Genomic DNA, 21,844 nt, shown 5'->3' on the forward strand with positions numbered 1-21,844 from the left:
AAAAGAACTATTTATGCTTAGAGTAAATGAAATATTTTATTCAATTCAGGGAGAAAGTTCGAAAGCCGGCTTGCCATGTGTCTTTGTGCGATTAACTTATTGTAATTTAAGATGTTCCTACTGTGACACAACTTATGCTTTTTACGAAGGTACAGATTTCACTATTGAAGAAATTATTAATAAAGTTAAGCAATACAATTGTAATTTAGTTGAAGTTACAGGCGGTGAACCTCTATTTCAAAAGGAATCACTTGATTTGATGAAAAGTCTTTGCGATGAAGGCTTTGAAGTAATGCTTGAAACAGGCGGAAGTCTTCCAATTGCAGATGTTGATAAGCGTGTAATGATAATAATGGATTTAAAATGTCCATCCAGTAATATGATGAAAAAAAATCTTTATGAAAACATAAACTTTCTTAAACCAAATGATGAAGTAAAATTTGTTATCGGTACAAGAGAAGATTATGAGTGGAGTAAAGAGATTATATCCAAATATAACTTAAATGAAAAATGTAAAGTTTTGTTCTCGGTTGTATTCGGACAGCTCGAACCAATTACACTTGTAAATTGGATTTTAGAAGATAAATTAAATGTAAGATTTCAACTTCAGATGCATAAATATATTTGGCATCCAGAAACAAAAGGTGTGTAATGAAAATAGCAAAAGAATTTACATGGGAAATGGGACATCGCTTAACATTTCATAAAGGGAAATGTAAAAACCTTCATGGCCATTCATACAAATGTATAATTGAAATAAACGGAACTCCGGATTCTAATGGAATGGTGCTTGATTATTATGATTTATCAAAAATTGTAAATCCAGTAATTGATGAGTTAGACCATTCAATTATGGTTTATAATGAAGATAAAGATTTAATCTCAGCACTCGAAAAACTGAATTCTAAAAAGGTAGTTGTAAATTTTGAAACAACAGCTGAAAATATCTGTTACTTTTTAATTGATAAAATCAAACCATCTTTACCTGAAAATATCATTTCATTAAAAGTTAGAGTTCTTGAAACAGAAAATTCTTATGCAGAAGAAGAGATAAAGCTAAAATAATTATTAAGTATGTCAGCTTACACTTCCGCAATATAACTCGAGTATGATTATTCACCTTTAATTTTCTTTACTTCTTTTACTATTTCAGGGAGTATCTCGCCAGCTTTTCCGAATATAGAATAATCAGCATAGCGTGTTAAATCTGTCGGTTCAATATTAATTTCAACAATAAATGACCCAGCTTGTTTTGCAGTCATAGGAATATAAGCTGCAGGATATACAACAGCCGAAGTTCCTACTACAAAGCAAATTTCACTCTTTTGAGCTGCTATCTCACCACCACTGTATTGGTCTTGAGGAAGCATTTCCCCAAACCATACAACATCAGGACGAATCAATCCTCCACATTTTTTACATTTAGGCACACTGCTGCTTAATTCAATTTCGGGTGAGTTATAAAATGTTTTACAATCTATACAATAATTTCTTTCAATATTACCATGAAGTTCAAAAATTTTAGTTGAACCTGCACGTCGATGAAGATTATCTATATTTTGTGTAACTACAGTTACATCATAATATTTTTCTAATTCAGCAATGGCGATATGTCCTGCATTAGGTTTGGTATTATTAATAATATTTCTTCTATGCTGATACCATTCCCAAACTAAATCAGGATTTCGCATAAATGCATCAAAACTTGCCAATTCTTCGGGTTTCATTTTATTCCATATGCCATCACTGCCTCTAAATGTAGGAATGCCACTTTCAGCAGAAATTCCTGCGCCTGTAAAAAAGACAATTCTTTTTGCAGTACCTAATTTTTCAAGAAATTTTTTTTCAAATTCCATCTTTACTTACTTTCAATTTCTTTTAATAATTTTTTTGCTTCATCTTTTCTAACTTCATCATCTTCATCTTCTATTGGACTATCAATTGCTTTTTGAAGCATTGCTTTTGCTGTTTTATAATCTTTCTCGCGCATCAATGAAATTGCATAATCCACATAAAACATAACATAATTTGGTTTCAGCTCAACAGCTTTTTTATATTCCTTCAATGCAATTTCATTATCAGCCCATCCCAAACCCAGAACAGACCGAGCGGGTTTCCACTTTTCACTTGTCTTCGCATGAGTTCTTGCAAGTACATAATGCGCAACTGCCTGAATTTCATTACCTCCATTATTCAGCTGAATTGCTTTTTCAAGATCTGCTTTAACTGAATTAACTACACCTGCAACAGAAAATACACCTTTGAAAAGAGCTATTCTTCCATTTGCAATAGCACGACGCAAATAAGTTACCGATTTATCCGGTGCAGCTTTTATTGATTTTTCTGCATATTCCAATGCTTTTTGATATACAGACAATTGTGCATCTTTTTCTTCTGATGTATTTGATGGCATATGTTCACCAATATCAACATAAGCTCTACTTATTTTCCATAAAATTTCATAATTGTTCGGGTCATTCTTTTCAGCTTTTTTATAAAATTCAAGAGCCTTTTCATTATTAAATTTTTCGTAGTAACTATCTCCCTCTTTGATTAATTGTTCTACTGATTGAGCTGTAATCTGTGCTGTAAATAAAAATGCAATAAACAAAATATTGATAATAATTTTTTTCATAAACTTTCCTCCTCGTTTGTTCCGTTTATTCCGGTTTCTGAATTATACTTGCTTTGAAGGAATGAATTTCCATTTTCACCCTCATCAATTTTTAATTCCGGGATATAAAGTGAAGTGTCGGCAAGTTTTATAAACTTTGTCCATCTTCCATTTTTATTTTTTTCTGATTGAATTACATTTTTATAAGCATTTGTTTTTGCACTTAGTTCATCTGCATGATAAAGAACAATTGCTTCAAGTGTTTTCGGAATTACAGGTGAAGCATATTCAAGTTTTCCTTGATGACTGAGTATCAAATGCATAAGTTGATTTTTTAATTCTTCGGGAAATCCTTCAATTTGATTAGCTGTTTTTTCCACTTCCAGCGCTCCAATCACTATGTGCCCAAGTAATTTCCCTTTATCGGTATATTCAAACGAAGGATTTATGCTTAATTCTTGAGTTTTTCCAAAATCATGTAACAATGCACCGGCTATTAATAAATCTCTATTAATTTCGGGATGAATTGTACACATCAGTTCGCATATTTTTATCAGTTCAAGAGTATGTTCAAGCAAGCCATGCAAATAAGCATGATGCCAGTTTGCACCTGCAGGCACATTGAAAAAATTATGATGATTTTTGTCATTAAAAATTTTTTTTAATAAAGTATTCAGGAATTTATTTTGAACTGAATCAATAACTTCATTAAACTCATTTTTCATTTCATCAAAAGAACGAGAAGAAACAGGAATAAAATCTTCTATACTTACATTGTCATTTTCATTTGCAAAACGAATTTTTTTAATTCTTATTTGCGGCAAGCCATTAAATTCCTGCAAAATTCCATTTACCTTGACAATTTTATTTTCTGAAATTCCTTGCAGAATAACATCAAAATTTTCCCAGAGATTTGCTGAAACAACTGTCGATTTATCACGCAGTTGAAGACTCAAATATGAACTCCCATTTTTAGCTGTTTTAGTTTCATAGCTATGTATCAACAAAAAAAGTGTAAATTCTTCTTCTTTGTTTAATTCACTTAATGATTTTTGATTTAACATGATTCTCCATAAAATATTTAAATTAATTTAACTACACTTTCTATTGGAAGACGAACAAGAACTGAACGTTGAAGCAAATCTATAGAAACAGCAAGCCATTTTTCTTTGCTTACTATTTTAATTTTTCCAATTACGCCTTTAAAAGGTCCGTCAATAATTTTAACAATTTCTCCTGCTTCTATTTGGTTTACTACAAATATTTCCGGGTTTTCATTTAGCATAATTTTCAAATTTTCTATTTGATAATCTGGAATAACAGAAGGCTTTCCATTAAAACATACAGTTCTTACAATTGATGACTGTTGTAGAGCGCACAATCTCTCTTTTTCGTTAGCATAAACAAAAATGTAAGATTTAAATAGAGGCTCAAGAATTTTTTTTTTGCGATCTCCCCATTGCCTTACTGTTTTTATAACAGGCAAATAATAATCAATTCCTGCAGATTCAAATTGCTGTTGGGCTTTAAATTCTTGATGAGGTTTTGTGTAAAAAGCATACCAGTGTTTAAGATTTCGATTTAATTCACTCATTCAAGCCCTCTCAATTCATTAATAATGAATCTTTAATAGCATTAATAAGTTTTTCTGAATCAATTGGCTTAGGAATAATTTTATCCACTCCCAGTTTTGAATATGTTTTAATTATCTCGTCATCAAGTTTAGCAGAAATAACAATAATAGGAATTGATTTATTTGTTTCTCGTTTATAAACAGCATCAACAAATTGAGTCCCGTTCATCAAAGGCATATCATGGTCTGTTATAATTATTGCAGGCATAATATTTTTTAGCATAGTTATTGCATCGTATCCATTAACAGCGGTTTTAATTTCAAAATTTGGGAGATAATGTTCAATAATTCTTTTATAAAGTGATAGTATTGCTTGGTCATCTTCAACAATTAACAAAATATTTTTTGCTTCTGGAACTGTAATATGAAATTCACTGCCTTCTCCAACTTTGGAGTAGAACCATACTTCGCCGCCGTGTTTATCAATAATCTCTTTGACAAGAGTTAATCCAAGCCCGCTTCCTTTTTCTCCTTCAGTTCCCGCAGTAATAAATTTTTGGTCTATCTTAAAAAGTTTACTCTGTCCCTCTTCCGGTATTCCTGTCCCCTGATCTACTACTACTATTTCAATGAATCCCTCTTTAAATCTTTGTGAATATATTTGAACTTCTTTACCTGCAGGAGTAAATCTAACAGCATTACTTACTAAATTTAATATTGCTTGACTTATCAATCTTTCATCAGCCAACATATACAAATTAGGAGGGATTTCAATTTTTATTTCAATATTTTTTCTTACATAAATTGGTGTTAATGATATAATTGAATTTGCAACTGTTGATTTAACATTTAATCTCGTTGGTTCTACTTTTATTCTTCCCGTTTGCAAACGGGACCAATCAAGCAAACAATTAATTAAATTAAGTTCTGTCTTCGAAGCTTCATAAATGTATCTTAAGTATTCATTTCTTTCTTCTTCTGTCAACTCCTTTTCATTTAATAAAATTTCAGAAAATCCGAGTAATGTTGTAAAAGGGGCTCTTAAGTCATGTGATACGATAGAAATAAATTTATCCTTAGCAATATTCAGTTCTTTAAGCTTTTCATTTTGTTCCTCTAATTTCTCTTCCTTTTCCTTTAATGATGTTAAATTAAATATCATGCTGTATTTTTGAGAAATCAAACCCTCATTATTACGAATCACTTTCAAAAATTCTTTAAGCCAGATTTTTTTTCCATCTTTAGAATTAAGCCTGTATTCAAGTTCTGTTGAGTTTTTTGATTCATCAGATTCAAGTTCGAGTAATGCATTTCTAACTTTGCTATAATCATCTTCAGCAATTAACGAGTGAAGTTTTTCGGGATAACTATCTAATTCTTCCGGGGTGTAACCAATTATCTGTTCTATGTTCTCAGAATAATAATTTTTATGCTCTTCTTCTAAAAATTCAACAATAAAAAAAATATCATTTTGACCGCGTGAAAAGTAAGAAAGTGTATTAGTATCAATAAAGTTGTTCATCGTTAAATAGTATGCGTCTGTATATCAAATATAAAAAAAACTATTCAATGTAACACATGTTTGATGGAACATTTTCTTTCTGCTTTGCAAATACATTTCAGCTTAGATAAAATAATAATTTATTAACAGAACAATTTTTAATTATTATCATCGATTGGAGGTTTGGTTGGAATATTTAGTTCGTCCATTTTTCTATATAAAGAAGATAAACCTATTTCAAGAGCTTTTGCAACTTCTTCTTTATTGTAATCATATTTTTTCATTGTTTTGATAATATGTTCTCTTTCAAAATTGTGAAGAGCTTCTTTGAGTGAATCAGGATATTCATAAGTTTCTGCATTTCCACGAATATATTCTGCAAGGTCATCAATAGTAATAATGTCTTTATTGCAAAATATTACTGCTCGCTCAATAATGTTTTCAAGTTCTCTTACTCCACCGCGCCATTCATGAGACATTAAAATTTTCATTGTATCATTATCAACGCCAATAATTTTTTTCCCCATTTCTTTCGAATATTTTTCCAGAAAGTGATTAACAAGAAGAGGAATATCTTCCTTTCTTTCGTTCAATGTAGGAAGATTTATTTCAACAACATTGAGTCGATAGTATAAGTCTTCTCTAAATTCTCCTGTTTTTGTTTTTTCGTAAAGATTTTGATTTGTGGCTGCAATAATTCTTACATCTGTGCTTACTGGTTTAATACCACCAACAGGAATAAATTCTTTATCTTCAATTGCTCTGAGCAGTTTAACCTGAAGATTTAAGGGGAGTTCACCAATTTCATCGAGAAATAATGTTCCTCCATCTGCAACTTTGAATAAACCGATTTTATCTTCAGTTGCGCCGGTAAATGCTCCTTTTTTATGTCCAAAAAGTTCGCTTTCAATTAAATTTTCTGCTATTGCGCCACAATTAACAGGAAGAAAAATTTTATCTTTTCTTTTGCTATTGTAATGAATAGCTTTTGCAACAAGTTCTTTGCCCGTTCCGCTTTTCCCTGTAATTAATACATTGCTGTTAGTTGGCGCCACCTGAGCAATTATCGAAAAAACTTTTTTCATTGCATCGCTTTTGCCGATTAAATTTGTAAAGTCGAAACCAGTCGAAATTCTTTGACGAAGTGTTTTATTTTCAAGAGCAAGTTTTTTGTATTCAAGCAGTCTTTTTACACGAATAATTAAGTCATCAAATTCTATTGGTTTTATTAAATAATCATAAGCACCCTGCCGCAATGCTTCGATTGCAGTATTAACTGATGCATAAGCAGTCATTATAATAAAAAATGTCTCTGGAGAAATTCTCGAAGCTTTTTCAATAAGCTGCATGCCATCAAGTTTAGGCATTTTTATATCCGTTATAACTATATCAAAATTTTCGTCTCCTTTTGCTGTTTGAATTTTTTGCAGTGCTTCTTCACCATCTCCAACAACTTCAATTTTATAACCTTCCTCTTCAAGCACCATTTTCAAAGAATCTCGTATTGGTTTTTCATCATCTGCAATTAAAATTTTTGCTGACATATTTTTTTCCTCAAGTATTTTGTTTAATTGGAATTTTAACTGTAAATGTACTTCCTTCGTTCAATTTACTCTTAACCAAAATTTCTCCATTATATTGCTTTATAATTCCATAACTTACAGATAAACCAAGACCTGTTCCTTTTCCAACTTCTTTTGTTGTGAAGAATGGGTCAAAAATTTTTTCGATCGTTTTTTCATCCATACCGCAACCATTATCAGTAATATGCACATAAATATTCTCTTCGTCAGAATCTGATTTTACTGTAATAATCCCGTTTCCTTCTATAGCATCAAGTGCATTAATAAGAATGTTTACAAAGACCTGAAGCAATTGATCTGCCGCAACGTTAATTTCAGGCAAGCTTTTTTTCAAATCTGTATCGAACTTTACATTGCGAACTCGCTTGTCGTACTTAACAATACCAAGTGCTGTTTTTACAATATCCGTAATATCGTGCATTGCACGTTCATAACTTGGCGGTCTTGAAAAATCAACAAGCTCTCTCACAATTCTTGAAATTCTATCAATGTTTTCTTTGATGTGAGATAATTGTTCGCTTATAAAGGGGTCTTGACTTTTTCTTTGAAGTATTTGAACCAGAGAAGAAATTGATGCAAGTGGATTTCCAATTTCATGTGCAACACCTGCAGCAAGTTGGCCAATAACAGCTAATTTTTCTGATTGGTCAATTTGTGCCTGAAGTTTTTTGAACTCAGTAAAATCTTTAATAATAATTGAACGTCCCGAATAATCCCCTTTGCTGCCGGGCAGTTTTGAAACGCTCAGTTTAACACTTATAATTCTTCCATCTTTTGTTTTTCTTTCTGTCTCTAAAATTTTTGTAGCCCCTTTTTTAACCTCTTCCTGAATCTGTCTTAATTCTTCTTGATATTTTTCTCCTTCCGGTAAAAGAAATGAAGATGGTTTACCAATAATTTCCTGTTCTGTATATCCAAAAATTCTCTCAGCTCCTTTATTCCAAGCAATAAATTTTTCATTTTCATCTACCATCATAATTGCAGAATCTGAAGTATGGAGAATATTTTTTAGATATTGTTGATTAAGTTCGAGTTTGAATGCCAGGCGGTCCCTTTCATATTTTAATTCATTCATCTTAGCTTCTTGATGTAACATTGCATACCGCACAAGTACCTGTTCAATTATTTCATCAATAAAGCCAAGTAAAATAACAGGGTCAATAGGACTTGCAATTTCTTTCTCAATAACATTCAATACAGCATATCTCCCCTGACTGAACATCTGGCTTACTTCAAGCAAATTTAAATTGGACCTTGAGAACAAAGTATAAATGTCAATTAGATACTGGTCGGCTATTTTATAATCACCCTGTTCTAATACTTCAATAAAGGTAGTAATACTGCTTTCTACAAAAGTATTTATTTGTGCATTTAACAGCTTTTCTTTAAAAAGTTGAATTAGCTTACTGCTCCAATTTTCTGATACCTGGTAAAAATGTTTTCTTAGAAATTCTATTAATAATTTTTTCATTCATTAAATGATTGGTTAATGGCAGAATAAACAATAAATTTCAGAAGTATTTTATATAATAAAGTAATTATTTGCAGACAAAATTAAAGAAACCATTTCTCAATTGAAAGGTTGAAATTTTCCAAACAAACTTTTACTGATGGAACTGAAATATCAATTTAAGTATATAAGAAGCAGTTTTTTAAAGAAAGAGGAATTTATGAAACCATCAATCATATTTTTATTAATTCTCGGTTTTTTTAATCATGTTTACGCTTCAGATGAACAGTTCATAAAAGCAAATATAACTGGTATAAAAGTTTTTTTAAGAGGTGCAGAAATTACTCATTCAGCAAAAGTAAAACTCGAGAAAGGGAAATCAGATTTAATTTTTACTGATGTTGCGCAGAATATTGACCCAAACAGCATTAATATTTCGGCAAAGGGAGATATTATAATTCTTACTGTTAACCAGAAAGTGGATTATCTAAAATTACCTGAGAAAAGCAAACAAATTAAAATGCTCGAAGACTCTCTGGAGATATTAAATAAAAATCTTTCTTCAAAACAAAATGAAATAGAAGTTCTTAAAGCAGAAATTGATTTACTAAACGCTAACAAAGAAATTGGCAGCAAAGAAAAAGGTGTTACAGTTGCAGAACTACAAAAATTTGGTGAATACTTCAGAAAAAGATTAACAGAAATAAAAAACAGAATAACTGAAATATCACTCGAAATAAAAAACATTCAAAAAAATATTGACCGAATTACTAAACAACTTAATGAACTAAACAATAACATCAACAAACCTGTAAATGAATTAGTAGTATCTGTTTCTGCAAAATCAAAATGTGAAGCAGAATTTATCATTTCATATTTAATCAACGATGCATTATGGCAACCTGTTTATGATATTCGTGTAAACAAGCTTGATTCTCCAGCAATTTTGAATTATAAAGCAAGCATTAAACAAAACAGTGGTTTAGACTGGGAAAATATTGACATAGTATTATCTACAAGAAATACAATTCAGAACAATAATAAACCTGAACTTTATCCCTGGTTTGTAGATTTTGAAAGACCCATGTTAAGAAAAGATATTGGATTATCACAAAAAGTTTTTTCACCAATGTCTGCAGTAGTTGAAAGTGCCGCTGAATCAGAATCACTAGCAGATTATTTTGAAGTCACTCAATCACAGCTTTCTTCTGAATTTGTTCCTTCAATTAAATATTCCATCCCTTCCGACAATAAATCTCATATAATTGAATTACAAAACTTTTCCATTCCTGCAACATATGAATACTATGCTGTTCCAAAATTAGATAATAATGCCTTTCTTGTTGCTTACTTAAGCAACTGGAACGAATTTAATTTTTTGCCAGGTGAAATGAACATCTTCTTTGAAAATTCTTTCGTAGGGAAAACATTTATTAATCCATTTACATCAAAAGATACATTAACAATTTCACTTGGGAGAGACCAGAACATATCTTGTTCAAAGCAAACAATCAAAGATTTTACAGAAAGTAAATTTCTTAGCAGTGACATTGAAAGAACATTTGCTTACGAAATAAAAATTAAGAATAACAAAACAATTCCAGTAAAAATAATTGTTGAAGATCAAATTCCGATTTCAAAGAATGAACAAATAAAAGTAAAATTAATTGATTCCGACAAAGGTTCATATTTCGAAAACGAAGGAAAGATAAGATGGATTATTGAATTAAAAGCTTCTGAAGCTGCAAATAGAAAATTTATTTACTCAGTTCGTTATCCAAAAGACAGGATAATTCCTAATTTGTAATCTCAGATTTTTCTATTGAAATAATTTTTGAAAAAATATTTTTGTTACTTTTTTGAAATGGTCTGAATGCATAGATAAATTGTTTGAAATAATTTTCCGGGAAATATGTTTTCAGGCCATACTCCTTTGCTTTTTCATCTGGTAGATATGCTGTATTAAAAATCCAATCCCATATAGCAAGTTTTGTGGCAAAATTTTTATTTCGGCCTTTCCCAGTAGTGTGATGCCATCTATGCATTTCTGGACCATTAATAAACATCTGCAGTTTTCCTGTTTTCACATTGATATTTGAATGGATATACATCCCCCACACCGCACTGATTACTCCTTTATATGCAGCAACTTCCGGTGGTGAGCCAAGAAGAACAATTGGAAGAAATTCTACAGTTTGATTAATTAATATTTCGAAGGCATGTGACCTTGAACCTGAAAGCCAGTCAACTTTTTTAGGAGAATGATGAGCTTCGTGCAAACGCCACAAAAATTTATTTTTATGTTGCCATCTATGCATCCAATAAATATAAAAATCATGAGTTACCAAATAAAAAATTAACTGAAGCCAGATTGGAACATTTGCAAATAATCTTAAACGAGATAAACCGGTAATACTATCAATCGAATTTATAATAAATGTAAATATGAAAATTCCAAGTATATAACTTTGAGCAATAGTATATAAAGCAAGGTCATCAAAAAAACCTTCTCTTAAAATTTTCTGTCCTTTATTGTAAGGGAAAATTCTTTCAAGGATTATAAACAACAGAGCAGCAGAGATAATAATTAAATAAGAAATTATTTCATAATTTTCTAAATGCATATTTGATAAGTGTTCTTAATTTTTCTTTAAGAACAAACTAATTACTGAATAAGTTTATAATAATCATATAGAATTATTGAATAACAGCAACACAGCCACCGCCAGGGGCTAATTGGATTTCAAGTTTATCATTTTTTGTTATGGTTCTTTTAATGATTTTATAATCGTTGGCATTTCTATCAGCATTAATTCCATCCTGATAAATTGTAATTTGATATTCTTTGTTTTCATCAAGAAATGAAAAATCAACTTCAAGTTTTCTTGGGTTCCAATCAGTCATTGCTCCAATAAACCATTTGTTCTCATTTTTTCTTGCGATTAAAATATATTCCCCAACTTTAGCATTAAGAACTTTTGTATAATCCCATACAGTTGGAACTATTGACAAAAATTCCATGCATTCTTTTTCTTTCAGATAGTTTGTTGGAGAATCGGCAAGCATTTGTAATGGACTTTCGTAAATAACATACATTGCAAGTTGATGACATCTTGTGCCCTGACTCATAGGCTCATTAAAAATTATTCTAAAATTTTCTTTTGTTCCGTTACGCATTGCTCCAGGTGTAAAATCCATTGGACCTGCAAGCATTCTTATAAAAGGAATTGTAACAGTATGTCTTGGAGTTACATTTTCACTCCACTTATTATGCTCTAAACCAATCACCCCTTCAGTTGTTATTACATTTGGAAAAGTTCTATACAATCCTGTGGGTTTATAAGCACCATGAAAATCAACAAGGAATTTTCTCTTTGCAGCTTCTTTAGCAACTTTATAATAATAATTTACCATCCATGCATCATCTCTTTGCATAAAATCTACTTTGATTCCTTTAATGCCCCAATTTTCAAATTGATTCATAGCTTTTTCAAACTGGTCATCTAAGGTTTTCCAAATTGTCCACAAAATAATTCCAACATTTTTTTGTTTGCCATATTCAACAATTTCTTTTATATCAATGTCAGGATTTAATTCAAATAAATTCCCCGTTTTATACCAACCTTCATCAAGTATTACATATTCAATTCCATATTTTGATGCAAAGTCAATATAATATTTATAAGTTTCAGTATTAATGCCAGCTCGAAAATCTACACCATAAATATTATTTGCATTCCACCAATCCCATGCTACTTTACCTGGTTTAATCCATGAAAAATCAATATCACTTTGATGTGGTTTTGCAAGCTTATAGATAATTGTACTTTCTATAAGTTGTCCATCATTATCTGTAATTACAAAAACACGCCAAGGGAAAGTTCTTCTTCCTTTTGTTTTAACTAAGAAATTTTCTCGTTCAATAACATATATATCTCTATCATTTTTTGCTTCTTCTTTTGATGGATAATTCGGGAAAAGTCCAACAAGTTTATATTTTGATTCATCATTTCCCTGCAAATACATTCCGGGATAATCTTCGAGGTCAGCTTCTGTAATTGCACATTTGATGTTTTTATCTATTTCAATCAGTGCTGGTAAAGAGCAAAATCTTTTTGAATTAACATCACTCAGATTAATATACTGATATAATCTTTCTGAATGCGACATGAAACTTTCTTCTTCAGGAAAATAAATTTTATAATTTTCTGGAAAATTTACTTCAAATAATTCTGAGTAAACAATTATTTCATCTTTAAAATCTGTTTTAAATCTATAAGCAACTCCATCATCATAAACTCTAAATATAAGTGAATAATTATTTTTGAAATTAAGAGTTAATTCATTGTAATTATCTTTGATAGTATCGTACTTTTGTTTAACTATTGGTTTTAAAATATCATTTATAGTTTTTGTTTTAGAATCAATTATAATTGGTTTTTGTCCCAGTATCAGATTGTCAGACAATTTCAGTGATAATCGAGATGGAGTGATAATTTGTTTGTTATTTTTTGAAATAGAATAAGTAATTTCATCAGTAATATTAATTGTTACCTGCAAACTTTTATTAGGTGACTGAACAACATACTCTTTTGCTAAAAATCGACATGAAGAAATCAATAATATAATCAAAATGAACTTTTTCATTTTAACCTCCAGAGTTTACAATTTCTTTATAAAATCTTCTTAGTTTTTTCATACTACTTAACTCACTGTCATATACTTTTTTAATTCCATCTCCAAGAGCTTTTTCAATATCACGAATATCTTTAACCAATCTAAACATTCCACCAATTTCAACCGAGGCTGCTTGATCTGTTCCCCACATAGCGCGGTCTAATGTTATATGTCTTTCTACAAATGTAGCTCCAAGGGCAACTGCCGCAAGTGTAGGAGCCAAACCTGTTTCGTGACCAGAATAACCAATTGGAACTCCGGGAAATTTTTCTTTATAAGTCTGGATAACTTTTAAATTAAGTTCGTCTACACTGCAAGGATACGTTGATGTTGATTGTGCAATTAGAAGATTGTCAGTGCCAAGTAATTCTACAGCTTCTTCTACCTGTTCAAGTGTTGACATACCTGTAGAAAGCATAACAGGCCTATTTGTTGATTTTATTTTTCTTAAAAGATTTTCATCTGTTAAAGATGCAGATGCAATTTTGTACATAACTGGATTAAACTTTTCAAGAAAATCAACTGCTTCTACATCCCATGCAGAAGCAAACCAATCAATTCCTCTTTGTTTGCAATAAGAATCTATTTCTTTATACTCATCATATCCAAATTCAACTTTACGGCGGTATTCAATGTATGTAATTCTTCCCCATGGTGTATCTCTTTCAATATCCCATTGGTCTTTTGGAACACAAAGCTCTGGTGTTCTTTTTTGAAATTTAACTGCATTGCAACCTGCAAAGATTGCTCCATCAATTAATCTCTTGGCAAGTTCCACTGAACCATTATGATTAATTCCTATTTCTGCGATAATGTAAACTGGTTCTCCTTCGCCAATATAATGTCTTCCAACTTTTATTTTATTTGGTTTCATTATTCCCTCTTTTTTGAATTTAATTTTGATGTAATTATTAATTCTGCAAAGTCTCGAAATGCACCATGACCGCCTTTGTGTTTAGTTATATAATCTGCAACTCTTTTTGCAAATGCTGTTGCATCGGTTGGACAAGCACTTAATCCAACTCTTTTCATAATTTCAATGTCATTTGTATCATCTCCTATGTAAGCAACTTCTTCGATTGATAATTTTTTTCTTTGAAGTATTTCATTAAGAATTTTTTCTTTTTCAAGAACTCCAAGATGAAGTTCTGATATTTTGAGCTTTTTAGCTCTGCTTTTTACAATTTCAGTATCTTCTCTGGTTATAATTCCAGTTTCTACATTAACAAGGCTTCTTAATCTTTCAACTCCCATTCCATCACGAATAGAAAATCTTTTCATCTCCTCTCCTTTTGCTGAATAATAAACTCCAGTATCCGTAAGAACGCCATCTACATCAGTAAGAAGTAATTTGATTTTAGAAGCTTTTTTAAGAAGCTGTTTTTTAGAATATTTTTTCTTTGCCATATTTTTTTAGATTTATTTTGAAAAATTTTAAGGAAGACTTAATTACCATGCAGTCCATCCACCATCTACAATTAGGTTAGCGCCTGTCATATATGATGAAGCATCACTCGCAAGAAAAATTAATGCACCTTTGTAATCGGTAGGTTTAGCCATTCTTCCAAGCATAGTTCTGCTTGAATATTTTTTGATGAAAAATTCATCCTGAGAATTTTCTACTCCACCTGGTGTCAATGTATTAACTCTTACGCCATCTTTTCCCCAATAAGCTGCAAGATATTTTGTAAACATTATAACAGCACCCTTTGTGGCAGAATATGCAGGTGGTTTATAAAAATTTTGTGTTCCATCTTCTTTTTTGTATAAAGATTGGTCAGGAGCTGTAATTCCATATGTTGATGCAATGTTGATAATACTTCCATACTTCTGCTTTGCCATTACAGTACCAATAACTTGAGAACAGAGAAATACACCTGTTAAATTAACATCTACAGATTTTTGCCAGAGTTCTAATGGATAATTTTCAAACTTTGATAGTTCGCTTGCAGCTTTGGGATTTTCAAACATATCATTAATTGCTGCATTATTGACAAGAATATCAATGTGACCAAATTTATCGAGAACTTTATCTCTAAGATTTTTTACTGATTCTAAATTTGTTACATCCAGATAAATTCCGATTGACTCGGTTGGCAGCGATGCAGCAAATTCTTTACACTTATCTTCATCTAAATCAGCAACTACAATATTTGCACCTGCATCGCTTAGAGCCTTACAATGCTCTTTGCCAATTAGCCCGATAGCTCCTGTAACAATTGCAACTTTGTTTTTTAATGAAAATAAATCCATAAAATTACTTTTTGGGTTTCATATTAAAGTTATCTACCTTTCTAAAAACAGGCTCAACAGGTTCTCCTTTTAACATTTGCTTTAAATTATTTTTTTCAACAGCTTGCTTTAATATTGATAAAGATTCCTCAAGTGCAGAAAGCGTATAATCAATATCCTCTTCAGTATGAGAAAAAGACATATTATGAAATCCTTGCCATAAAACACCGCGTTTAATCATTTCCTGCTGCATTAAAGATTTTTGAAGTAACGGGTCACCTGCTTTTTCATCAAAAGTAGCCATGGAACGCCAGTTATAACCTATTGCTTTCGTATAATCCATATTTAGTTTTTGTGCAATTTCATTATAACCATCTTTTAATTTCTTCCCCATTTGATTAAGATACTGAGGAACATTTTTTTCTTTAAGCTCTTCAATAGTCGCTTTTGCAGCAGCAAGTGAAAGAGCCTCGCCGCCAAAAGTAGTGTAGAAGAAAACATTTTCATCCAATAAGTTCATAATTTCTTTTCTTCCTGTTAATATTGCTATTGGCATTCCATTAGCAACTGCTTTTGAATAAGTTGCAAGATCTGGTGTAATCCCAAAATATTCCTGTGCACCACCGAGAGCCATTCTAAATCCAGTCCACATTTCATCAAATATCAAAACTACATTTTTCTCTTTACATAAATCTGCAAGCTTATGTAAAAAATTATCTTTTGGTTCCTGAAAAACTACTGGTTCTAAAATTACTGCAGCTGTGTCATCATCAATTGAGTTTTTAACTGAATCAATATCGTTATAATTAAAAGTGTAAGTTAATGATTGAACTGATTCGGGAATGCCTTGATTTCTAGCAGTTACAGAAATATACCAATCGTGCCATCCATGATATCCGCAGCATAAAATTTTATTTTTGCCTGTATAAGCACGAGCTAGACGAACAGCTGCACTTGTAACATCTGCTCCAGTTTTGCTGTATCTTATTGCTTCTGCATTAGGAATAAGTGAATGAATAAGTTCTGCTACTTCAACTTCGAGTGGGTGCATCATTGAAAAAGTAATTCCATCTTCAAGCTGCTTTTTAATTGCTTCGTCTACTTTTGGATATGCATAACCAAGTGAAAGTGGTCCAACAGCCATCATGAAATCGATATACTCGTTACCATCAACATCCCAAACATGAGAACCTTTTCCTTTGACAAGGTATTTTGGTGCTACACCTTTAATCCACTGCCCTGGTCCTTTTGCTAATGTTTGTGTGACAGATGGAATAAGTCCAAGTGCGCGATTATAGTACTCATCAGATTTTGTGATTACAGGATAATCATTTGATAAACTTATTTTGTTTGCCATAGCTCATCTATAATATTTTTTTAGAAAATTTTTAACTACAAAATATCACAAAGTATAATTTTTTTATTAAGCTCATTGATGTGTGGAATGTTTAGAACACTGATTACACAAATGCGACAAGATTTGCACAGATTTAATCTTGTGATAATCTGTCTTATCTGTGTTTACTGTGTTCTATTATAAATTTTCATTTCTCAACAAATTATTTGCTTTGCTCAGTTTTATAACAAAATTAATATCAATTATTCTTTATTCTCATTTAATCCCATCTTTTGTTTTATCTTTGCTTTATAATCATCAATATGTTTTAACTCATCCAGATGATTTTCATACCAGTATTTCCCAATATACTTTTTATTAATTTCATAGATATCGGGTTTTTGTTTCAATAAATTTATAATGTCATAAAGTCCAAATAGATAATTAGGTTCATACAGCTCTTCATAAATTCTTTTTACAAATTGATAATCTTCTTCGAAGTCAATCGTCCAGCGGTGAGTTGTAGAATAATCAAGTCCTGTTTCCCATGTTACATTACCAATTCTAAATTTATCTGGATTTTCCCAGATATATGGAGTTGTGTGTTCACGTTCAAAATCCCTGGCTGCTTCTTTCCATGCACGTTCTAATGCAGAAAAGGAAACAACTTCAACATCATTTCCATCTGGATAAGTAGCAGGATGAAGATTACTCACATAATCATATTTATCAGAGTTATCAATATAATATTTAATAACCGCATCAATTATATGTGGGTCAATCAATGGACAATCTGAAGGAATTTTTACTACTGCATCTGCATTATAAATCTTACCTGCTTGATAATGCCTGTCCAGCAAGTCTGTTAAATCTCCTCTAAAACAATTTAAATTATTTTCCAGACACAATAATTCAATCTGGTCATCTTCTGAATTTGATGAAGTTGCAATAACAAGTTCTCCAATAAATTTAGATTGTTTTACTCTTTCAACCATTCTGAGCAAAAGTGGCTTTCCGAGAACAGGCAACATAACTTTGCCCGGAAGTCGTGTAGAAGATATTCTTGCTTGAATTACAGTTACAATTTTCATTTTATATTTTTTTGTTTGATATTTTCGCTAACTATATATCAAAAATATCAAACTGCCTTAAGTTCATACTGCTCATGAATATCTTCAAGAGAGTAATCTCGAGATTCTAAAAGATGAATTCCTATTCTTGCAATTCTTTCAGCTGAGGTTCCGTTATTTTGAATTGGCATTAATTCTTTCAATTCATTAATATCAAAAGAGGAATAAACCTCTTTCCCTAAAGCAAGTCCAATATATACAACAGAAGAATATCGAGTAATCAAAACATCACAGTTCGCTATCATATGATTTGTATTTCCATTTTGAAATATTAGAGCTCCTGGAGCATACTTATTTATTTCCCGAACAGCTCTTTCATATTTTTCATTTGGATGCAGCTTAAATATTAATTGACGGCCATTAGCAATTTCCACACACTTTTTAATAAACTTTTTCCTGTTTTCGTATTTAAATGTTTCGCGCATATCAGATGTAGCAACAAGTACATAATTTTTATAAGGAAAATCATTATTCAAATATTGTTTGGCATTATCAAAATTTGGAATGCCTGTTACAATAATTTTTTCAGGTTCTGCTCCTTTTTTGATAAATAACTTTTTGTATCCTTCCGAAGCTACACAAAATATATCGTATAAATTTGACATTCCCATTGCAGAAGTACTTGCTATCCATCTAGGAAAGTTAAAATACTTTACCAAGTAAAAACCAATATTCTCCGGGTCAGTCATCCCTTCCTGAACAAGTATTATTTTTTTATTTCTAATATTCTTCGGAATAATTAGGTCTGCACAGGTATAAACTAAATCATAATCATTGCTTAAGCCTTTGTAATCAACTTTTAATTCATTTTTCTTAAGATATTCTTCGGTTTGTTTTTTAAAATTGCCGCCAAGAATTGTAAAATCAAGAATTCCTTTTTTAGCAAGCCATCCTAAAAATCCATCACTATAGTAAGGAGTAAAATAACAATCATAATCCTGCATATGCATTGAAATTTTATGCATCATGGTAGTTTGATTTAATGAACCGCAGATGAATAAAATTTTCTTTTTCATAAATACCCGTTTTTAAAAAACAATATTAAAAAAAATTTATTAACCTTTTGTTACTCTAATGTTATCTTTTGATTAAAAAATTATTAAATCATTTACCAGCTCATAAAAATAATTTCAATAATATTCTTTATAAAAATATTGAACAGCAAAAACAAATTTAAACTTGTTAATGATTAGTTAATATTGTGTTAATATTCTCTTAACAAGGGAACTATAAATTTGTTATATGAAAAAAATAAAATTAGCACACATTTCCGATTTACATCTTTGTAAAAATTACAAAAAGCAAAATATTCGTCGTCTTCAACACTTAATTAAACTTGCTGTAGAAGAAAATATCGACCATTTAATTATTACCGGCGATATTTCAGATAACTCAAATGAAAATGACTATATAATACTAAGAAAGATTCTTGAAACAAACAAACTATTTAATTTTGATAAAACATCCTTAGTAATTGGGAATCATGATATATTTGGCGGCATTCAGTCAATTAATGATATATCTAATTTCCCATTAAAATGTTTACAGACAAATTATGAAGAAAAAATTCTTTCATTCAAAAATTATTTTAAAGAACTTTTTGAAAATACAATTACTGTTTCTAAAAACATTTACCCTTATGCAAAAATAATTGGGAATATTGTATTAATAGGACTCAACTCAATTGACAAATATTCAAAAGTAAAAAATCCTTTTGCATCAAATGGCAAAATTTCCAAACAACAAAAAAAAGAGCTAAAAAAATTATTCGACCTGCCTTCGATTAAAAGCAAATTAAAAATCATAATGATTCATCATCACTTCTATAAAAATAATGTAGAAGCTAAAAGTTCGTTCAATGCATTATGGAATAAAATAGAAAGCTACACAATGAAATTAAGAGGCAAGAAAAAACTGATTAAATTATTCAAGAAAAACAATGTCAAACTTGTTCTTCATGGTCACAGTCATGAATTAAAAGAATACAGCAGAAAAGGAATAAAATTTATAAATGCTGGCGGGTCAATAGAAAGCGATGAAAGATCAGAACCAGGTTTATTTATCATTGAAATTGATAATGAAAATATTAAAATCAATTTAAAGATTATAAATGCTGATAATAACAGCCATCAAAAAGAAAAAATTTATAATAAAGAAATATTTGCTACAGTCACCTCATAATTTCTCAAAATAACAAATCATTTTTTCAAATCTGAAAAGTAAATTCAATTTAAGCTCCGATTAGCCTGTTTACCTTTGATTATATGTCTTTAATCAAATATTTACCTGGAATAAATAATAATATTCAATAAAATTAATGGCATAAATTATGCGTTAGTAAGTATTCTGTTCTATTAAATGAGATACTTATGCTTTTATTAAATAATAAAAAAACTTTTAAGGGGGGGATTCATCCCAGAGATTATAAAGAATTATCAGAAAATCTTCCTCTGGAAATTATGCCAACTCCAAAACAAGTTATTATTCCTCTCTCACAACATACTGGAAAACCTGCACGACCTCTAATTAAAAAAGGGATGGAAATTAAAACTGGAGAATTAATTGCAGAGCAGAATGGTTTTATTTCTTCAAACATTCACAGTTCGGTTACTGGAAAAATTACAAAGATTGGTGAAGCAGTTTATTTCAATGGATTAATGAGAGAATCAATTTTCATTGAATCTTATGAAAACGAAGAATTTGTTAAACTGCCTCCTCTCGATTCTGAAAAAGTCACCTCCGAAGAAATAATTCAAAGAGTTAAAGATGCTGGAATTGTAGGATTAGGTGGAGCTGCATTTCCAACTTATGTAAAACTTTCGCCTCCGCCTGATAAAAAAATTGATTACATAATTCTTAATGGCTGCGAATGTGAACCCTATTTAACAAGAGATTATAGATTAATGCTTGAAAGAACTGATGATGTAATTTCAGGACTTCGATTAATTATGAAAGCTGCAAATGTAAAAAAAGGAATAATTGGGATTGAGGATAACAAAATAGAAGCCATCAATAAACTTGAAAAAGCTGTATCAAACTTTTCTGATATTACTGTAATTGCTCTTAAAACAAAATATCCGCAGGGTGCAGAAAAGATGCTAATTAAAGCAGCAACTGGAAGAGAAATTCCTCCTGGCAAACTTCCTTTTGATGTGGGTTGCATTATTCAAAATATTGGAACTGCTGTAGCCATTCACGATGCTGTAACAAAGGGAGAACCTCAAACAACTGCTGTTTTAACAGTTTCTGGCAAAGGAATTAACCAACCTAAAAATTTAATTGTTAGAGTTGGAACACCTTTAATTGATGTTTTAAATTTTTGTGGTGGCATTAAAGAAGATGCAGAAAAAATAATTTTTGGCGGTCCAATGATGGGCTTTGCTCAATATGATTTATCTGCTCCAATTACTAAAGCTACCTCGGGTATACTTGTTCTTACGGAAGACGAAGCATATCACTTTGAAGAAACAAATTGTTTAAGATGTGGAAAATGTGTTGAAGTTTGTCCTCTAAATTTAATTCCAACTCGATTGGTTCGCTTGGTTCAGTTTAAAAAATATGAAGAGGTGAAAAAACTTGGAATAACTACATGTATGGAATGTGGAACATGCACATATAGTTGTCCAGCAAATATTCCTCTTGTTCAATGGATAAGATCAGGAAAACAAAAAGTTGTTATCATGACATAGATATTTATATCCATTCATTAAATAATTAAAAAAATACTAAATATGAAATAAAATTAATC

General features: G+C 30.6%; 20 protein-coding genes. 5 read left to right on the forward strand and 15 right to left on the reverse strand.

Annotation, left to right across the window (positions count from 1 at the left end; all coding sequences use genetic code 11):
- The first annotated feature begins 13 nt into the window (after positions 1–13).
- Positions 14–652 (forward strand): 7-carboxy-7-deazaguanine synthase QueE, encoded by a 639-nt coding sequence (gene queE / locus VJY32_RS04650; protein ID WP_353676724.1) that lies wholly within the window; start codon positions 14–16, stop codon positions 650–652.
- A complete protein-coding gene (locus VJY32_RS04655) occupies positions 652–1,065 on the forward strand; it encodes a 6-pyruvoyl trahydropterin synthase family protein (RefSeq protein ID WP_353676725.1) in 414 nt (137 codons plus the stop codon). Before queE ends, VJY32_RS04655 begins: the two co-directional genes overlap by 1 nt.
- Before the next feature lie 47 nt (positions 1,066–1,112).
- On the opposite strand, the gene VJY32_RS04660 is transcribed toward VJY32_RS04655, so the two are convergent.
- From VJY32_RS04660 to VJY32_RS04690, 7 genes are all read right to left on the reverse strand, one after another.
- Positions 1,113–1,856 (reverse strand): SIR2 family NAD-dependent protein deacylase, encoded by a 744-nt coding sequence (locus tag VJY32_RS04660; RefSeq protein ID WP_353676726.1) that lies wholly within the window; start codon positions 1,854–1,856, stop codon positions 1,113–1,115.
- A gap of 2 nt (positions 1,857–1,858) precedes the next feature.
- Positions 1,859–2,635 (reverse strand): tetratricopeptide repeat protein, encoded by a 777-nt coding sequence (locus VJY32_RS04665; protein ID WP_353676727.1) that lies wholly within the window; start codon positions 2,633–2,635, stop codon positions 1,859–1,861.
- Complete coding sequence (locus tag VJY32_RS04670; RefSeq protein WP_353676728.1) at positions 2,632–3,678, reverse strand: 3'-5' exoribonuclease YhaM family protein; 1,047 nt, start codon at positions 3,676–3,678, stop codon at positions 2,632–2,634. Before VJY32_RS04670 ends, VJY32_RS04665 begins: the two co-directional genes overlap by 4 nt.
- Before the next feature lie 17 nt (positions 3,679–3,695).
- A complete protein-coding gene (locus tag VJY32_RS04675; protein ID WP_353676729.1) occupies positions 3,696–4,208 on the reverse strand; it encodes a UpxY family transcription antiterminator in 513 nt (170 codons plus the stop codon).
- Positions 4,209–4,218: 10 nt separating this feature from the next.
- Positions 4,219–5,709 (reverse strand): hybrid sensor histidine kinase/response regulator, encoded by a 1,491-nt coding sequence (locus VJY32_RS04680; protein ID WP_353676730.1) that lies wholly within the window; start codon positions 5,707–5,709, stop codon positions 4,219–4,221.
- A 137-nt stretch (positions 5,710–5,846) separates the two neighbouring features.
- Positions 5,847–7,232, reverse strand: a complete 1,386-nt coding sequence (locus VJY32_RS04685; protein WP_353676731.1) for a sigma-54-dependent transcriptional regulator — start codon at positions 7,230–7,232, stop codon at positions 5,847–5,849.
- Between the two features lie 10 nt (positions 7,233–7,242).
- Positions 7,243–8,742 carry a two-component system sensor histidine kinase NtrB gene (locus tag VJY32_RS04690; protein WP_353676732.1) on the reverse strand — a complete coding sequence of 500 codons (1,500 nt, stop codon included), beginning with the start codon at positions 8,740–8,742 and terminating at the stop codon, positions 7,243–7,245.
- 199 nt (positions 8,743–8,941) lie between these two features.
- On the opposite strand from VJY32_RS04690, the gene VJY32_RS04695 reads away from it, so the two are divergent.
- Positions 8,942–10,528, forward strand: a complete 1,587-nt coding sequence (locus tag VJY32_RS04695) for a DUF4139 domain-containing protein (RefSeq protein ID WP_353676733.1) — start codon at positions 8,942–8,944, stop codon at positions 10,526–10,528.
- On the opposite strand, the gene VJY32_RS04700 is transcribed toward VJY32_RS04695, so the two are convergent.
- The 8 genes from VJY32_RS04700 to VJY32_RS04735 form a co-directional block, all read right to left on the reverse strand.
- On the reverse strand, positions 10,518–11,345 hold the full coding sequence (locus VJY32_RS04700; RefSeq protein WP_353676734.1) for a sterol desaturase family protein: 828 nt from the start codon (positions 11,343–11,345) through the stop codon (positions 10,518–10,520). The two genes, VJY32_RS04695 and VJY32_RS04700, sit on opposite strands and share 11 nt — an antisense overlap.
- A 73-nt stretch (positions 11,346–11,418) precedes the next feature.
- Positions 11,419–13,368 carry a retaining alpha-galactosidase gene (locus VJY32_RS04705; RefSeq protein ID WP_353676735.1) on the reverse strand — a complete coding sequence of 650 codons (1,950 nt, stop codon included), beginning with the start codon at positions 13,366–13,368 and terminating at the stop codon, positions 11,419–11,421.
- Position 13,369: 1 nt separating this feature from the next.
- Positions 13,370–14,272, reverse strand: a complete 903-nt coding sequence (locus tag VJY32_RS04710) for an N-acetylneuraminate synthase family protein (protein ID WP_353676736.1) — start codon at positions 14,270–14,272, stop codon at positions 13,370–13,372.
- Positions 14,272–14,805 carry a KdsC family phosphatase gene (locus VJY32_RS04715; protein WP_353676737.1) on the reverse strand — a complete coding sequence of 178 codons (534 nt, stop codon included), beginning with the start codon at positions 14,803–14,805 and terminating at the stop codon, positions 14,272–14,274. Before VJY32_RS04715 ends, VJY32_RS04710 begins: the two co-directional genes overlap by 1 nt.
- Positions 14,806–14,847: 42 nt before the next feature.
- A complete protein-coding gene (locus VJY32_RS04720; protein ID WP_353676738.1) occupies positions 14,848–15,651 on the reverse strand; it encodes an SDR family oxidoreductase in 804 nt (267 codons plus the stop codon).
- A gap of 4 nt (positions 15,652–15,655) precedes the next feature.
- The gene (locus VJY32_RS04725) at positions 15,656–16,987 is read right to left on the reverse strand and encodes an aminotransferase class III-fold pyridoxal phosphate-dependent enzyme (RefSeq protein WP_353676739.1); all 1,332 of its coding nucleotides are present in this window, start codon (positions 16,985–16,987) and stop codon (positions 15,656–15,658) included.
- A gap of 242 nt (positions 16,988–17,229) precedes the next feature.
- Positions 17,230–18,057 (reverse strand): cytidylyltransferase domain-containing protein, encoded by an 828-nt coding sequence (locus tag VJY32_RS04730; protein ID WP_353676740.1) that lies wholly within the window; start codon positions 18,055–18,057, stop codon positions 17,230–17,232.
- A 47-nt stretch (positions 18,058–18,104) separates the two neighbouring features.
- Complete coding sequence (locus tag VJY32_RS04735; RefSeq protein WP_353676741.1) at positions 18,105–19,112, reverse strand: CDP-glycerol glycerophosphotransferase family protein; 1,008 nt, start codon at positions 19,110–19,112, stop codon at positions 18,105–18,107.
- A gap of 226 nt (positions 19,113–19,338) precedes the next feature.
- Between VJY32_RS04735 and VJY32_RS04740 the strand changes: the two genes are divergently transcribed.
- Both VJY32_RS04740 and rsxC read left to right on the forward strand, forming a co-directional pair.
- Positions 19,339–20,277, forward strand: coding sequence for a metallophosphoesterase family protein (locus VJY32_RS04740; RefSeq protein WP_353676742.1), 939 nt, complete (start codon positions 19,339–19,341; stop codon positions 20,275–20,277).
- A 188-nt stretch (positions 20,278–20,465) separates the two neighbouring features.
- Entirely contained in the window at positions 20,466–21,785 is a 1,320-nt protein-coding gene (rsxC, locus tag VJY32_RS04745; RefSeq protein WP_353676743.1) for an electron transport complex subunit RsxC, read from the forward strand.
- Positions 21,786–21,844: the final 59 nt, after the last annotated feature.

This window comes from Rosettibacter primus, assembly GCF_036860675.1.
Taxonomy (GTDB): domain Bacteria; phylum Bacteroidota; class Ignavibacteria; order Ignavibacteriales; family Melioribacteraceae; genus Rosettibacter; species Rosettibacter primus.